At 67.4% G+C, this 12,443-nt stretch carries 9 protein-coding genes; 1 reads left to right on the top strand and 8 read right to left on the bottom strand.

What is annotated here, in order from left to right:
* Nucleotides 1–9: 9 nt before the first annotated feature.
* The 6 genes from rpmI to QWJ38_RS21620 all read right to left on the bottom strand — a co-directional run bounded on the left by rpmI (nt 10) and on the right by QWJ38_RS21620 (nt 8,805).
* The gene (gene rpmI, locus QWJ38_RS21645) at nt 10–213 is read right to left on the bottom strand and encodes a 50S ribosomal protein L35 (RefSeq protein ID WP_290361215.1); all 204 of its coding nucleotides are present in this window, start codon (nt 211–213) and stop codon (nt 10–12) included.
* Between the two features lie 120 nt (nt 214–333).
* The gene (gene infC / locus QWJ38_RS21640) at nt 334–879 is read right to left on the bottom strand and encodes a translation initiation factor IF-3 (protein ID WP_290361311.1); all 546 of its coding nucleotides are present in this window, start codon (nt 877–879) and stop codon (nt 334–336) included.
* A 70-nt stretch (nt 880–949) separates the two neighbouring features.
* Complete coding sequence (gene thrS / locus QWJ38_RS21635) at nt 950–2,869, bottom strand: threonine--tRNA ligase (protein ID WP_290361214.1); 1,920 nt, start codon at nt 2,867–2,869, stop codon at nt 950–952.
* Nucleotides 2,870–3,045: 176 nt separating this feature from the next.
* Nucleotides 3,046–4,116: a patatin-like phospholipase family protein gene (locus tag QWJ38_RS21630; protein WP_290361213.1), complete on the bottom strand. Its 1,071-nt coding sequence runs from the start codon at nt 4,114–4,116 to the stop codon at nt 3,046–3,048.
* Nucleotides 4,117–4,153: 37 nt separating this feature from the next.
* Nucleotides 4,154–6,364, bottom strand: a complete 2,211-nt coding sequence (locus QWJ38_RS21625; RefSeq protein ID WP_290361212.1) for a TonB-dependent receptor plug domain-containing protein — start codon at nt 6,362–6,364, stop codon at nt 4,154–4,156.
* Between the two features lie 116 nt (nt 6,365–6,480).
* Nucleotides 6,481–8,805 (bottom strand): Tex family protein, encoded by a 2,325-nt coding sequence (locus tag QWJ38_RS21620; protein WP_290361211.1) that lies wholly within the window; start codon nt 8,803–8,805, stop codon nt 6,481–6,483.
* Nucleotides 8,806–8,995: 190 nt separating this feature from the next.
* Here QWJ38_RS21620 and QWJ38_RS21615 point away from each other — a divergent pair, with 190 nt between their 5' ends.
* Nucleotides 8,996–9,847: a hypothetical protein gene (locus QWJ38_RS21615; RefSeq protein ID WP_290361210.1), complete on the top strand. Its 852-nt coding sequence runs from the start codon at nt 8,996–8,998 to the stop codon at nt 9,845–9,847.
* A gap of 9 nt (nt 9,848–9,856) precedes the next feature.
* Here QWJ38_RS21615 and QWJ38_RS21610 read toward each other — a convergent pair whose 3' ends face one another.
* Together QWJ38_RS21610 and QWJ38_RS21605 are read right to left on the bottom strand one after the other, a co-directional pair.
* On the bottom strand, nt 9,857–10,561 hold the full coding sequence (locus QWJ38_RS21610) for a DUF3313 family protein (RefSeq protein WP_290361209.1): 705 nt from the start codon (nt 10,559–10,561) through the stop codon (nt 9,857–9,859).
* 158 nt (nt 10,562–10,719) lie between these two features.
* On the bottom strand, nt 10,720–12,372 hold the full coding sequence (locus QWJ38_RS21605) for an isovaleryl-CoA dehydrogenase (RefSeq protein WP_290361208.1): 1,653 nt from the start codon (nt 12,370–12,372) through the stop codon (nt 10,720–10,722).
* Nucleotides 12,373–12,443: the final 71 nt, after the last annotated feature.

The raw sequence follows: 12,443 nt of genomic DNA, 5'->3' as shown, positions 1-12,443 counted from the left end.
ATGGTGGGATTACAGGCCAGCCAAGGGCAGCATCTGTGCGATGTGGCCCATGTTGGTCTCGTGCACGGACAGCGTGCCACGCAGGTGGCGCTTGTTCTTCGTGGTCTTCTTGGTCAGGATGTGGCGCTTGAACGCCTGACCGCGCTTGACGGTACCACCCGGACGCACGCGAAAACGCTTCTTCGCGCTGCTCTTGGTCTTCATTTTGGGCATGTGATGCTCCTTTTAAGATGTCCCAGGGGCGTCAACGATTCCTCGTTGCACTTGTTCAGCCTCTGGAGACTAATAAGCCCGCCGACGACCAGATCGACGGGCTAGAACCGAATTCGAAACTCAGCGCTTCTTGGGTGCCAGAACCATGATCATCTGGCGGCCCTCGAGCTTGGGCATGTTTTCCACCACCGCCACATCGGCCAGCTCGTCGCGGATCCGCTCCAAGAGCCGCATGCCGATCTCCTGGTGGGTGATCTCGCGGCCGCGGTAACGCAAGGTCACCTTGCCCTTGTCACCATCCTCGGCGATGAAGCGGCGCAGATTGCGCATCTTGATCTGGTAGTCGCCCTCGTCCGTGCCGGGACGGAACTTGACTTCCTTGATCTCGATGACCTTCTGCTTCGACTTCGCTTCGGCTGCGCGCTTCTGCTCCTGGTACTTGAACTTGCCGTAATCCATCAACCGGCACACGGGCGGGTTGGCGGTGGCGGAAATCTCGACCAGATCGACATCCAGATCGCCGGCCATGCGCAGCGCTTCCTGGATGCTCACGATCCCGATCGGCTCGTTTTCCGGGCCGTTCAAACGGACTTCGGGAGCCATGATTTCGCGGTTCAGCCTGTGCTTGCGCTCAGGAATCGCCCGACGATCAGCAAAAGTAGCGATGGTGCTTACCTTTCAACGAGCCCCAAGGCGGCGGGACCCAAACAAACGAAAACGCGCCCGAGTGGCCTTTTTAGACCTTCTCGGCAACGGCGGTGGAGATCTTCGACAGGAAGTCTTCCAGCGCCATCACACCCAGATCCTGGTTGCCACGGGCGCGCACTGCAACGGCTCCGTTCGCCTTTTCCTTGTCACCAACGACGAGGATGTACGGAACCTTTTGCAAAGAATGCTCGCGGATTTTATACGTGATTTTCTCGTTCCGCAAATCGGCCTGAACTCTAAGCCCTTGTTTTTGCAGAGTTTTCACAATTTCTGCGACGTAATCGGCCTGCGCGTCGGTGATGTTGGCGATGACCACCTGGGTCGGCGCCAGCCAGGCCGGCAGCGCGCCGGAATGCTGTTCGATCAGGATGCCGATGAAGCGCTCGAGGCTGCCGACGATGGCCCGGTGTAGCATCACCGGGGCCTGGCGCTCACCGGCCTCGTTGACGTATTCGGCGCCCAGGCGACCCGGCATCGAGAAGTCCACCTGCATCGTGCCGCACTGCCACTGGCGGCCCAGCGCATCCTTCAGCGTGTACTCGATCTTGGGGCCGTAGAAGGCGCCGTCGCCGGGGGCGATGATGAAATCGACGCCGGAGGCCCGCAGCGATTCCATCAGCGCGAACTCGGCCTTGTCCCAGATCTCGTCCGAGCCGATGCGGGCCTCGGGCCGGGTCGCGACCTTGTAGATGATGTCGCTGAAGCCGAAGTCCTTGTAGACCTTCTGCAGGAGCGCCGTGTAGTTCACGCATTCCTGCAGGATCTGGTCCTCGGTGCAGAAAATGTGGCCGTCGTCCTGGGTGAAGCCACGCACGCGCATGATGCCGTGCAGGCCGCCGGTCGGCTCGTTGCGGTGGCACTGGCCGAACTCGCCGAAGCGCAGCGGCAGGTCGCGGTAGCTCTTGATGCCGTGCTTGAAGATCAGGATGTGACCGGGGCAGTTCATCGGCTTCAGCGCATAGTCGCGCTTCTCCGACTCGGTCGTGAACATATTGTCCTTGTACTTGTCCCAGTGGCCCGAGGCCTCCCACAGCGACTTGTCCAGCAGCTGCGGGCCCTTGACCTCCTGGTAGCCGTTGTCGCGGTAGACGCGGCGCATGTACTGCTCGACCTCCTGCCAGACGGCCCAGCCCTTCGGGTGCCAGAACACGACGCCGGGCGCATGTTCGTCGATGTGGAACAGGTCCAGCTCCTTGCCGAGCTTGCGGTGGTCGCGCTTCTCGGCCTCCTCCAGCATCGTCAGGTACTTCTGCAGATCGTCCTTCGTCGCCCAGGCGGTGCCGTAGACGCGCTGCAGCATCTCGTTGCGGTGGTCGCCGCGCCAATAGGCGCCGGCCACCTTCATCAGCTTGAAATGCTTGAGCTTGCCGGTCGAGGGCACGTGCGGGCCGCGGCACAGGTCCTCGAACTTGCCCTCGCGGTACAGCGAGACGTCCTCGCCGGCCGGGATGCTGGAGATGATCTCGGCCTTGTAGTCCTCGCCGATGCCCTTGAAATAGGCGACCGCCTCGTCGCGCGGCAGCACGCGGCGCTCGACCTTCTCGTCCTTCCTGGCCAGCTCGCCCATCTTGTTCTCGATCGCGACCAGATCCTCCGGCGTGAACGGGCGCTTGTAGGAGAAGTCGTAGTAGAAGCCGTTCTCGATCACCGGGCCGATGGTCACCTGCGCCTCGGGGAACAGCTCCTTGACCGCATAGGCCAGCAGGTGGGCCGTCGAATGGCGGATCAGCTCCAGGCCGTCGGCGTCCTTGTCGGTGACGATGGCCAGCTGCGCGTCAGACTCGATCAGATGGCTGGTGTCGACCAGCTTGCCGCCATCGCCGTAGTTGACCTTGCCGCCCAGCGCCGCCTTGGCCAAGCCGGCGCCGATAGCGGCGGCCACCTCGGCCACGGTGACGGCCTGCGGGAATTCGCGCTTGGAACCGTCGGGGAGTTGAATCGAGATCATGGGAAAAAGCTCCGGCAAAAAACAAAAAGCGCGGTCCTTGCCGCGCTTTGTTGAGTGTGAAAAGACGAAAGCAGGCCGCGGCGACTAAACCCGAGTGGGGGTGGTGGTCGTAGTTCGCGGTGTCATAACCATCGTGCCTTTCTCGTCCTTGTTGGTCCGTGGATGGCCGATTGTAATCAAAGCGGCTCGGCAGCAATCGAACTGCGCTCGCAAGCCGTGGCGAATTCATCGCGCAGCCGCTCGCTCTCCGCGATCGCCCGCTGCCAGGCCGCGGCGCGGGCCTGCGTGTCCTCGCCGTAATGCTTGAAGTCCTCGCGGTCGGGCAGCTTGCCGCGCGGCAGCGTGCGCACCCAGTCGGGGTTCGGCGCCAACAGCACGACGTTGTCGAGGAAGGCGGTCGAACCATGCCGGCCCTTCAGCGCCTTGTCCAGCCAGCCGGGAATGACCTGGCGCTGGAAATGCGGGTACAGCACGAGGCCGTCGCCGATCATCGAGGCGTAATCCAGATGCAGGTGATAGTCGGTGATGCCGCCGTCCCAGTAGGCGCCGGCCGGTGCGCCGGGAATGTCGTGCACCGCCTGCAGCCAGAAGGGGATCGAGCAACTGGCCAGCACGGCCGGCAGGAAGTTGCGCTCGTTGAGCTCGACCTGGCGGCTGCGGTAGTCGTTCAGCGGCATCGGCAGCGGCGCGCGCGGGTCGGAGAAGACGACGCGCTCCAGCCAGGCCCCCATCGCGCGCCGCGCTAGTAGATTGGTCGCGAAGGCGCCACCATAGCCCAGCGGCGTGCGCAACCGCCCCTCGCGCGCCAGCAGATGCCGGCCGCGCGAGGTGAACACATGCAGGCGATAGCGCGGGTGCGCGAGCAGTTGCGCCTCGCGGCCGCCGAAGACCTCGGCCAGCTTGGCCGAGAAGCCGCGCGTGACGTCTGCAGCCGTCGGCGCCTTGCCGGGCCGGTGCTCGTAGCGCTGGTGCACGTATTCGTCGGCCAGGCGCGCGAACTCGCGCTCCGGATCGTTGAGGCAGGCCGTCGCCATGCGCCAGGCGCCGATCGAGGCACCGAGCAGATGCACCTCATGCGTGCTGGCGCCCAGCCAGGGGCCGAAGATCTGCCGGTCCAGCCCGTTCAGGATCAGGCCCTTGGGGCCGCCGGCAGCGCCGGGCACGATGCGCACGTCCTCGGGCCGCAGGCCGCGCTCGGCCAGACGGGCCCGCGCGCGCGGGCCGGCAAACAACTGCAAGGCTTTCATGGCCGGCAGTTTATGCGGTGGCCCCGCGGCGCCTCGCTCAGAGCTTGATCTCCAGCGCCGCGCCGAACTGCGTGCGGCCGCTGCGCTCGGTCAGCGTGTTGTCGCCGCTGCTCAAGAGCACCTGCGAGCGCGTATCCAGCGGCGCGAGATTGTTGGCCGACAGGCGCAGCGAGAGGCTGCGGCTGAACACCCATTGCGCGAACATGTCCAGCGAGCGGGTCGCCGACAGGTTCAGCGACTGGCTCAGCGTCTGCTGGGTCAGATAGCCGGGCGTGTAGGCCAGGCTGAGGCCGGTCGTCAGCGGCAGGCCGGCGAACCGGTAGTCGAAGCCGGCATTGGCGGACCAGGGCTGCTGGCCGTCCAGCCGGTTGTCGGGGCCCGGCACCGCCTCGACGCGCGATTTGTAGAGGCTCAGGGCGCTGCGCAGATTCAGCGCCGTCTTCGGATCGAAGAGGCTGGGCATCAGCTCGCCGGCGCGGCCCTTCAGCTCGAACTCAAGGCCGGCCGTCTTCGCCTTCGAGAAGTTCAAGGGTTGCACGACATAACGCGGCACCGGCGCGTAGTCGACCGTGCGCATGCTCGTCACATTACGGATCAGGTTGTCGACGCTGCGGTAAAAGCCGCCGATGCTGAGCATGCCGCCGCCGCTCAGGTATTTCTCGAAGGCGATGTCCAGGCCGGTGGCCAGTTCGGGCTTCAGATTGGCGTTGCCGATGCGGTCCGGCGAGAGCTCGGTATTGCCCTGAGGCTGGCCGTTGGCATCGGTCAGCGGAAACATGCCGCTGATGGCCGGCCGGGCGATCAGCTGGTTCAGATCGGGCGCCTTGTAGCTGCGCGTCAGGCTGGCGCGAATCAGATCACGCCCCTTGGGGTCGAGCTTGTAGTTCAGGTGCAGGAGCGGCGTGACCACGGTGCTGATATTGCGCACCGAGGCGCTGCCGCCGCTGCTGTCATTGCCCTCGCTGGTGGTCTCGATCCGTTCGCCGCGCAGGCCCAGATAGGCGGACCATTGCGGCGAGATCTCCCACTCGTCCTGCACGAACAGGGCCTGGCGGCCGATGCGGGCGGCGAACGGTTGACCGTCGAACTCGGGCAACTGCGGCACGCCCAGCTCGGTCGTCGTGCGCGTCTCCTCGCGCTGGCGCCATTCGAGGTCCCAGCCCAGGGTCAGGCTGTGCTCCTCGCCCAGCGCCTGTGCGTACTTGCCGGCCTGGGTGACGCTCTGGTCGTGGTTGTCGCCGATCGACTGGCGGCGCGTCGCGCCGTCGCGATAGGTCTGGTTGTCGAAGGTCCCCTTGGCGTCCTGCAGGCCGCCCTTCAGCTCGATGCGCTGGCTCTCGCTGAAGCGGTTCACCCACTGCACATTGCCGCGCAGCATCTGCCAGGTCCCGTGGTTGTAGGCGTCGTCGTCGAGGCTGGGGTTGCCGCTGATCACCTCGTTGACGTAGGTGCTGCGGTTGTTCCAGTAGCCCTTCTGTAGAAAGCCCTGCAGGGCCAGCGACTGCTCGTCGCTGATCTTCCAGTTCAGCCGCGGCGCCGAATTCAGGCCATGGCCCCAGAAGGCCTGCTTCGCATGCTGGACCGACTCGGACGGCTGCTGGTCGCTGCCGGGCATCTCGCGCGCGATGCCGAACTCGTTCAGGCCGCGCCACTCGAAAGCCGACAGCGGGATCGACATCGACAAGCCGCCGACGCGCTCGCCGAAGGTGAAGGTCGCGTTCGGCGTGGGCCGCACGGCACTGTAGTTGATGCCCAGCCGCAGATCGCGCTGCGAGACGCGCGGCGCATCCTTCAGGATGATGTTGATCGTGCCGGCCACCGCTTGCGCGCTCTGATCGGCCGTCGGACCCTTGGTGACCTCGATCCGCTCGACCTGGGCCGGGTCCAGCTGGGTCAGGTCGAAGCCCGGCGGCGCCGGATCGCCGTTGATCAGGATCTGCGTGTAGCCGGCGCCCAGGCCGCGCATCCGCGGCGCGCCGCCGGCCACCGTCACGCCGGGCAGGCGCTTCAAGACATCGGCCACATTGGTGTCGCCGAACTTGTCCATCTCCTCGCGGCCATAGACCTGCTTGGCGACCGGCGACTTGCGGCGCAGATCGGTATCGCTCTGCGGGCGTGAGCTGATCTCGACCCGCTCGAGCCGCTGGCCGGGGCGCGAGCCGCCCTCGCCCGGCGGGCCTTCCTGCGCGAAGGCGGCGGGGCTCAGGGCCAGCAGGGCGCAGGCGGCGGCGACGGGATGCAATTTCAAGAAAGACTCCAGGCAGATTCGAAAAAACCGGCGGCACCATAGCCCGGTGCCGCCGGTTTGTCTGGCCGCATGCGACCAACTGCGATTTTGAGGCGCCGGCCGGCGCCCCAAGACACTCAGCGCCGCAGCTTGGCGAAGGCCTCGGCCATGGCATTGCCAACCGGGGCGGCCGGCGCACGACCGGCCGGCCGCTCGTTGCGCGCCGCCGGACGGTAGCTATTGTCGGCCTTGCCGCCCTGCCCCTTCTGCGCCGGCGCATCGAGCTTCATCGTCAGCGAGATGCGCTTGCGGGCCAGGTCGACCTCGATCACGCGCACCTTGACGATGTCGCCGGTCTTGACCACCTCGCGCGCATCGTTCACAAACTTGTTCGACAGCTGGCTGACATGGACCAGGCCATCCTGGTGCACGCCAAGGTCGACAAAGGCGCCGAACTGCGCGACGTTGGAGACCGTGCCCTCGAGCACCATGCCTTCCTGCAGATCCTTGATGTCGTCGACGCCCTCGTTGAAGCGCGCGACCTTGAAGTCCGGGCGCGGATCGCGGCCCGGCTTCTCCAGCTCGGCCAGCACATCCTTGATGGTGATCGCGCCGAACTTCTCGTCGGCAAAGGCCTCGGGCTTCAAGGCGCGGATCACATCGCTCTTGCCGATCACGTCGGCGATCGGCCGCGCGAGCTTGTCGAGGATGCGCTGCACCAGCGGATAGGTCTCCGGGTGCACGCCGCTCAGGTCCAGCGGGTTCTCGCCGTCGCGGATGCGCAGGAAGCCGGCCGCCTGCTCGAAGGTCTTGGGGCCCAGGCCGGTGACCTGCAGCAGTTGCTGGCGGTTCCTGAACGCGCCATTGGCGTCGCGCCAGCGCACGATGCTGGCGGCAACGGTGCCGGACAGGCCCGAGACGCGCGCCAGCAGCGGCGCCGAGGCCGTGTTGAGATCGACACCGACCGAGTTCACGCAGTCCTCGACGACGGCGTCCAGGGTCTTGGCCATCGCTGCCTGATTGACGTCGTGCTGGTACTGGCCGACGCCGATGCTCTTGGGGTCGATCTTGACCAGCTCGGCCAGCGGATCCTGCAGGCGCCGCGCGATCGAGACGGCGCCGCGCAGCGACACGTCCAGATCGGGCAGCTCCTTGGAGGCGAATTCGGAGGCCGAGTAGACCGAGGCGCCGGCCTCGCTGACGACGACCTTCTCGATCTGCGTGCCCGGGGCCAGCTGCTGGATGCGCTTGATCAGGTCGGCGGCCAGCTTGTCGGTCTCGCGCGAGGCGGTGCCGTTGCCGATGGCGATCAGGTTCACGCCATGCGTGGCGACCAGCCGGGCCAAGGTGTGCAGCGAGCCCTCCCAGTCCTTGCGCGGCTCGTGAGGATAGACGGTCGCGGTGTCCAGCACGCGGCCGGTGTCGCTGACGACGGCCACCTTGACGCCGGTGCGAATGCCCGGGTCCAGGCCCATCACGACGCGCTTGCCGGCCGGTGCGGCCAGCAGCAGGTCGCGCAGGTTCTCGGCAAAGACCTTGATCGCGACGGCTTCCGCCTCGTCGCGCAGGCGCGCAAACAGGTCGCGCTCCAGGCTCATCGACAGCTTGACCTTCCAGGTCCAGGCCACCGTCTTGCGGATCAGCGCGTCGCCGGCGCGGTTGGCATGGCTCCAGCCCAGGTGACGGGCGATGCGGCCCTCGGCCAGGCCGGGTTGGCCGGCGACGACCTCCTCGTCCAAGACCAGCTTGGCGTCGAGGAACTCCTGCGTGCGGCCGCGGAACACGGCCAGCGCGCGGTGCGAGGGCACGGTCTTGATCGGCTCCTCGTAATCGAAATAGTCGCGGAACTTGGCGATATCGGGGTTGTTCTCGTCCTTGCCCTCCATCAGCCGGGACTTGAACAGACCCTCGGCCCACAGCCATTCGCGCAGCTTGCCGATCAGGGCCGCGTCCTCGGCCCAGCGCTCGCTGAGCAGATCGCGCACGCCGTCGAGCACGGCAAAGGCGTCGGCGAAACCCGCCTCGGCATTGAGGAAGCCGGCCGCTTCGCTCATCGGATCCAGCGTCGGATCGGCGAAGAGCTTGTCGGCCAGCGGCTCCAGGCCGGCCTCGCGGGCAATCATGCCCTTGGTCCGGCGCTTGGGCTTGTAGGGCAGGTAGAGGTCTTCCAGCTCCTGCTTGGTCGGCGCGGCGTTGACCGCGGCAGCCAACTCCGGCGTCAGCTTGCCCTGCTCCGCTATGCTCTTCAGCACGGCGGCGCGGCGCTCTTCCAGCTCGCGCAGATAGCCCAGGCGCGATTCGAGTTCGCGCAGCTGCACGTCATCGAGGCCGTCGGTGACCTCCTTGCGGTAGCGGGCGATGAAGGGCACGGTGGCGCCGCCGTCGAGCAGCTCGACGGCTGCATTGACCTGGGCCGGCCGAACCTTCAGCTCGGCGGCAATTTGAAGCAGGATCTTGTCCAAAACGTCGGGAAGCAGGAGAACAACAGGCGCGGGAGTTTGCCACAGTGCCCCTGTGGCGCCGGCCCATCGGCCGGCGCGGCCGTGATGGCCTGCACGGCGCGGCACATGGCACACTGGCCCGGCGTCTGGAAATAAACCAAAGGCCCGCCGGTCCCCGCACCGCAGCGGGCGCCGCCGGAGGATCCGACCGATGAAGCAGCCGCAGCGCCCCGCCCGCCCTCGCTCCCGCCTTCGCCTTGCCCTTGCCGCGGCCGCCGCGCTGACCGGCCTCGCCGCCGCGCCGGCCGGGGCGCAGAGCGCGACGCCGACCGAAGGCCCCTGGCGCTTCGCCGCCACGCTCTATGTCTATCTGCCCAGCGTCGACGCTTCGACCACGGTGCCGGCGGACGGCGGTGGCGGCACGATCAACTTCGACATCACCGACAAGCTGAAGTTCATGCTGATGGGCTCGCTGGACGCCCACAACGGCCGCTGGGGCGGCTTCAGCGATCTGGTCTACCTGAACCTCGGCAAGTCCGACGCCGTCAACCGCGACTTCACGATCGGCAATATCGGCCTGCCGGTCGATACCGCCGCCCAGACCGACTGGGATCTGAAGGGCTTCAGCTGGACGCTGGCCGGCCAGTACCGGCTGCTCGGCGACCCGGCGGGGCTCACGCTGGACGCGCTGGGCGGCAGCCGGCTGCTGGACATCAAGTCCAAGATCACGTGGGCGCTGTCGGGCAGCATCGGCAATCTCCAGCCCGCGGGCCGCAACGGCAGCCACGACTCCAAGATCTCGCTATGGGACGGCATCGTCGGCGTCAAAGGCCGCTATGCCTTCGGGCCCGACAGCCGCTGGTCGGTGCCGCTGTACGCGGACGTCGGCGCCGGCCAGTCCAAGCTCACCTACCAGCTGGCCGGCGGCCTTGCCTACCACTTCTCCTGGGGCGAGGCCTCGCTGCTGTGGCGCTACCTCAAGTACGAGATGAAGGCCGGCGACGGCGTGTTCAAGGACCTCGAGTTCAACGGTCCGATGATGGGCGCGACCTGGCGCTGGTAGGCGCCGCGCTTACTTCTTGCCGACGCTCTTGGCGCGGTCCAGCGACTTGCGCAACTTGCTGGCCCAGCCGGCGGCGATCGCGTCCAGCTCGCCCTTGTTCAAGGTGCCGTTGGTCCAGGTGATCTGGCCGCCGTTCAGGTCCGACACCTGGCGATCGACGACGCGGGCCAGCACCTGCCGGGTCTCGGAATCGAAGACCTCCAGCACCAGCGTCATCTCGCCGGCCGAGTCGGTGTAGGAACGGCTGCGCGGCGGCATGCCGACGTCGGGCGCGTTGATGTAGAGATTGGCGATGACGATGCGCAGCAGCAGCGCGTCGGGCGCCGGCTGGTCGACGACCGGGTAGCCGTCCTTGGCCCCCAGCGTTTCGACAAAGGCCTCGCGCACCCGCTGCGCGACGCCGCTGCGGATCTCCTCCCGCTCCGAGCTGCTGATCTTGAGATTGCTGCCGACGCGCTTCGGGTCCCAGCTCTTCGAGAAGGCCACCTCGACCGGGTTGATGATCACCTTGTTGTAGGCGGCCAGCGAGGCGCCCGGACGGGCGTAGAGCACGCCAACCGCCTTGGTGTCCACCTTCTTCAGGCCGTCGTGGCTGAGGATCTCGTCGGCCGAGCGGCCGCCGCCTTCGGCGGCATGGACGACCGGGGCGGCCACGCCCAGGGCCAGGAACAGGGCGGCGACCATTGCGCTGCGGATGCGGAAGCTGCTACTCATCGAATGACTCCTCGTTGCCATTGATCGGAGATAGTTCTGCTGCGCCTGCGCCGGCGCACCGCGATCGGGCGCAGGGTCAGGTGATGACGATTCTGGCGCTATCGGCGGCGCAGCGCCAGCCCGTGTGGTGCCCGGCCACCGCTACCCGCGTTTGCGGTTCAGCCGGGAAAGGCGCGCTGCAGCAGTGCATCGACCCGCAGCCCGCGCGTGTCCAGGCCGCCGGCCACATGGCCCCAGCGGCTGTCGAAGCGGCTGGCGATGAAGGCCTCGGCGACAAGATCCGGCGCGTCGCGGCGCAGCAGCGCGGCCTGGGCCAGCAGCACCAGGCGCTCGGCCAGCCGGCGGCCCAGGCCCTCCAGCTGCGCCGGCGGCGTGGCCAGCAGCGCACGCAGCTCGGCCAGCTCGGCACGCAGCAGCGGCTCCTCGCCGGCCTGCTCGCCCAGTTCGTCGAGCAGGGCCATGAAGGCCTGCGGCTCGCGCGCGATGGCGCGCAGCAGGTCCAGGCACATCACATTGCCCGAGCCTTCCCAGATCGAGTTGACCGGCGCCTCGCGGAACAGGCGCGCCATGATGCCGTCGTCGATATAGCCGTTGCCGCCCAGCACCTCCATCGCCTCGCCGGTCAGCTCGACCGCCCGCTTGCAGACCCAGAACTTCGCCGCCGGCGTCATCATGCGCACCCAGGCACGCTCGCCGGCGTCCTCATGCTGGCGCTCGAAGGCACGCGCCAGCCGCATCATCAGCGCCACGGCGGCCTCGCTCTCCAGGGCCAGATCGGCCAGCACCGCGCGCATCAGCGGCTGTTCGACCAACAGGCGGCCGAAGGCCTGGCGATGGCGCGCGTAATGCAGCGCCTGCACCAGCGCCTGGCGCAGCATCGCCGCGCTGCCGACCACGCAGTTCAGCCGCGTGGTGGTGGCCATCTCGATGATGGTGGGGATGCCGCGGCCCTCCTCGCCCATCAGGATGCCGTAGGCGTCCTGGAACTCGACTTCGGAGCTCGAGTTGCTGCGGTTGCCGAGCTTGTTCTTCAGGCGCTGGATCTGCACCGGGTTCTTTGTGCCGTCGGGCCGCCAGCGCGGCACGAAGAAGCAGCTGGGCGCCCCGTCGGCCGTCTTGGCGACGACCAGGTGCGCGTCGCACATCGGCGCCGAGAAGAACCATTTGTGGCCGCGCAGCCGGTATTCGCCGCCACGCCCGCCGGCGCCGGTCGGCGTGGCCGCCGTCGTGTTGGCGCGCACGTCCGAGCCGCCCTGCTTCTCGGTCATGCCCATGCCCAGCCAGATCGAGCGCTTCTGCACCAGCGGCAGGTCGCGCGGGTCGTAGTCCTTCGACAGCAGCTGATCCCGCAGCTGCGCCCACAGCGCCGGTTCCTTTTGCAGCACCGGAATCGCCGCCTGCGTCATCGTTGCCGGACACAGGGTGCCGGCCTCGATCTGGCCATGCAGATAGAAGCCCGCCGCCCAGGCCGACCAGCGCCCCGGCCGCGCATCGGCAAAGGGCAGCGCGACCAGGCCCTGGCGGCGGTACAGCGCCAGCAACTGATGCCAGCTCGGATGGAAGTCGACGCGGTCGATGCGCCGGCCGCGCTTGTCGAAGCTGTTCAGCTCCGGCGTCAGCCGGTTCGCCGTCTCGGCCAGCGCATAGCTCTCGGCGCGGCCCAGTTCGGCGCCATAGGCCGCCAGCCCCGGCTCGAAGGCCTGCGCCCCGGCATGCGCGAGCGCCTCGCGCAGCGGCAGGTCGGTGTCGAGCAGCCGGTAGTCGCTCAGCTCGTCGACCTGGTTGCCGATTTCATGGGTTTGCCAGTTCATCGCCATCTCCTTGCCGAAGTCTAGGCAAAAAAAAGGCGCCGGGCAGCAGCTGCCCGGCGCCCCTGGACCCC

The sequence above is a fragment of the Roseateles violae genome, assembly GCF_030410485.1.
GTDB classification, from domain to species: Bacteria; Pseudomonadota; Gammaproteobacteria; order Burkholderiales; family Burkholderiaceae_C; genus Roseateles_D; species Roseateles_D violae.
This window is presented reverse-complemented; position numbering and strand designations above follow the sequence as displayed.

Excerpts from the sequence above, each read along its gene's own strand:
- rpmI (WP_290361215.1), bottom strand. The coding sequence starts at position 213 with ATGCCCAAAATGAAGACCAAGAGCAGCGCGAAGAAGCGTTTTCGCGTG.
- thrS (WP_290361214.1), bottom strand. The coding sequence starts at position 2,869 with ATGATCTCGATTCAACTCCCCGACGGTTCCAAGCGCGAATTCCCGCAG.
- QWJ38_RS21630 (WP_290361213.1), bottom strand. The coding sequence starts at position 4,116 with ATGAAAGCCTTGCAGTTGTTTGCCGGCCCGCGCGCGCGGGCCCGTCTG.
- QWJ38_RS21615 (WP_290361210.1), top strand. The coding sequence starts at position 8,996 with ATGAAGCAGCCGCAGCGCCCCGCCCGCCCTCGCTCCCGCCTTCGCCTT.
- QWJ38_RS21610 (WP_290361209.1), bottom strand. The coding sequence starts at position 10,561 with ATGAGTAGCAGCTTCCGCATCCGCAGCGCAATGGTCGCCGCCCTGTTC.
- QWJ38_RS21605 (WP_290361208.1), bottom strand. The coding sequence starts at position 12,372 with ATGAACTGGCAAACCCATGAAATCGGCAACCAGGTCGACGAGCTGAGC.